The organism is uncultured Campylobacter sp., assembly GCF_938018035.1.
GTDB lineage: Bacteria > Campylobacterota > Campylobacteria > Campylobacterales > Campylobacteraceae > Campylobacter_B.
This window is the reverse complement of the sequence record NZ_CALIJF010000239.1, coordinates 1-2,729: the sequence shown is the minus strand read 5'-3', so window position 1 is coordinate 2,729 and position 2,729 is coordinate 1. Positions and strand designations below refer to the sequence as shown.

The 2,729-nt window shown below is 50.4% G+C and carries 3 protein-coding genes; 2 read left to right on the top strand and 1 reads right to left on the bottom strand.

The features are described from left to right. The first annotated feature begins 114 nt into the window (after positions 1–114). Both Q0257_RS07175 and Q0257_RS07170 read left to right on the top strand, forming a co-directional pair. Positions 115–795, top strand: a complete 681-nt coding sequence (locus Q0257_RS07175) for a response regulator transcription factor (protein WP_298023379.1) — start codon at positions 115–117, stop codon at positions 793–795. Further along, positions 792–1,844, top strand: a complete 1,053-nt coding sequence (locus Q0257_RS07170; protein WP_298023376.1) for a HAMP domain-containing sensor histidine kinase — start codon at positions 792–794, stop codon at positions 1,842–1,844. Before Q0257_RS07175 ends, Q0257_RS07170 begins: the two co-directional genes overlap by 4 nt. Before the next feature lie 42 nt (positions 1,845–1,886). Here Q0257_RS07170 and Q0257_RS07165 read toward each other — a convergent pair whose 3' ends face one another. Then, positions 1,887–2,030 carry a hypothetical protein gene (locus tag Q0257_RS07165; protein WP_298023373.1) on the bottom strand — a complete coding sequence of 48 codons (144 nt, stop codon included), beginning with the start codon at positions 2,028–2,030 and terminating at the stop codon, positions 1,887–1,889. Positions 2,031–2,729: the final 699 nt, after the last annotated feature.

Genomic DNA, 2,729 nt, shown 5'->3' with positions numbered 1-2,729 from the left:
TTTTTTTGAAATTCATTCTTTACTCCTTGAAAAAATTTACGTATAATATCTCATTGTTTCTTAAAATTTTATGTATAAATTTAAGCGCATAAATTTATCAAAACGGGAGCGATGATGCTTAATATTTTACTAGTCGAAGACGACGAGGCTTTGAGCTCGGTGATAAGAGAAAAACTGCTTGATGAGGGCTTTAGCGTGAGCTGCGCCTCCAATGGCAAGCAGGCGGCAGAGGCGTTAGACAAGGCGCACTTCGATCTGATCATCTCGGACGTGATGATGCCTAAGATGGACGGCTTTGAGCTTAGCAGGTACGTTAGGCGCGACGGCAAGAGCCAGCCGATACTGATCATAACGGCAAAAAGCGAGATCGAGGATATGCAGACGGGCTTTAAAAGCGGCGCGGACGATTATATGAGCAAGCCGATAAATTTAAAAGAGCTCGTGCTGCGCGTGCATGCGCTGCTAAGGCGCGCAAAGATCGCGAACGAAAAGCGGCTTCTCATCGGCGGAAGCGAGCTTGACTATGATACGCTTAGCGTCCGCACCGAAGGCGAGCGTATAAGCCTAGCGCCGAAGGAATTTCGTCTTTTGTTTTTGCTGCTAAGCTACGCGGGCAGAATTTTTACGAGGTTTGAGATAATGAGCGAAATTTGGGGCTACGAAACAGACAGCGACGAGCGCGTCGTCGATACGCACATCAAAAAGCTACGAGCAAAATTTGAAAACTCCAAGGACTTTGAGATAATCACCGTGCGCGGGCTCGGCTACAAAGCGGTAAAAAAGGAGCGAGCGTGAAAAAATACCTCATCAGCCTCAAAAGCTTCATCGCGTTTTACTCTTCGCTCGCATTCGGCGTGATAAATTTCATCGTCTGCTTTGCGGTTTGCATGCTTTTTTACATAGGCATCGGCGGCAAGATCGGCGGCTTTTGGGACGGAGTGGCGCTGTGCGCGATCATCTGCCTAATCACGATGGCGCTAAATTTTACCCTGCTTTACTTCGGACTTAAAATTTTATTCCGCCCGATCAAGCGGCTACTAGACGCGATCACCGCGATCGCAAACGGCGATTTTGAGGCGCGCGCCGAGCGCAAGATACACAGGTACCGCACCGATTATGTCTATATGCACGAGCTGGACGAGCTTGTGGTAAACGTCAATAAAATGGCGCAGAAGCTGCAAAAGCACGAGCAGCTGCAAAAAGAGTTCGTCTCAAACGTCTCGCACGAGATGAAAACGCCGATCTCCTCGATCGCCGCGTTAAGCGAGATGATAGAGGGCGGCGTGAGCGAGGAGCGCGCGGTGCGATACGCAGCCTCCATCGGCGCGGAAGCAAACCGCTTAAGCAAGCTCTGCACCGACATGCTAAAGCTGACGAGACTCGATAGCGGCGCGGCGGTGCGCCTAGATGAGACGGTACGTATCGACGAGCAGCTTAGGCAATGCATCATATCGCTGAGCCAAAGCTACGGAGAGCGCGAGTTTGAGCTAAATTTGTCGCCGCTTAGCGTGCGATCAAACGCGGGGCTGCTAAATCAAATTTGGCGAAATTTGATCGAAAATGCGCTTAAGTACTCGCGCCAGGGCAGTAAAATTTTCATCCGTTGTTGCGCTTGCGATGGCTTTGCACGGGTGAGCATAAAAGACGAAGGCATCGGCATCTCGCGCGAGAAGCTGGATAAAATTTTTGACCGATTTTATCAGTGCGAGGAATCGCATAAGGAGCTCGGCAGCGGACTTGGGCTTAGCATCGTACGCACGGCGCTTGATATTTTAGGCGGACAGATCGAATATGAAAGCGAACCCGGTGTCGGAACCGAGGCGCACGTTAAAATCCCGCTTTAAATTTTAAATTTAAGACGGCGCGGATGAGCTGCGTCTTGTAATTCATAGCTCGCCGTAAAATTTCGCCCCACAGGCGCAAGCCACGCCGATGCAATCTTTGACGATACGAGCCCCGACGGCGCAAGTCGCGCCGATGCAAGCTTTGGCGACGTAAAAAAGCGCGGGCGTGTCGCGCGCCGCATTCACATAAAATTCTGCTTTAAATTTTATATCGATTTGCCACGGACGCCTCGCGCGCCGCGACTAGGTAGGAATTCTGCTTTAATTTACCGCGCGCTGCGACTTTGCCGCCCTTTACGACTTTACCGCGCATTACGGCGGGCGGCAGGCTCGCTTAAATTTGCCGCGCCTTAACGCGGGTAGCTGAATTTTGCCTGAAATCCGCCGCCGTCTCGCGCTTTGCGACGGACGGAGAAATTTTGCCGTAAATTTCAAAAGACACATTAAGAACACAATCATCTTATATAATCCCGCTCATAGATCGATCGGGCACGCCCATAGCGGCCCGAGTCTGGCAAATAAATAAAATTAAAAACAAAGGAGAAGCGATGAATACGACCGTACTTCATTCGGTGCTAGCGATAGAGGCCATTTTGTGGGGGCTTTTGTCGGCTGTAGTTTTAAGCGCGTAATTTTTACGCTTTGAACTCGGCGATCTGCCGAAAATTTATAAAATTTGCGCCCTGCCTCGCATCCGCTGCGAAAAGGGGCGCACCTGCGCTAACGATAAATCAAAATTTAATCCACCCGCCGCCTGCTGCGTGCAAATCCATACCGCAGGCAAGCCGGCCGCGCGCAAACCTCGCTGTGCGCAAACACATCGCCGCGGATAAAGCAGCTGCGCAACTAAAAATCGATAAAATTATAATGCTATAAGCGGACGAA

Coding starts and splice junctions, on each gene's coding strand:
- Q0257_RS07175 (WP_298023379.1), top strand. CDS start 115: ATGCTTAATATTTTACTAGTCGAAGACGACGAGGCTTTGAGCTCGGTG.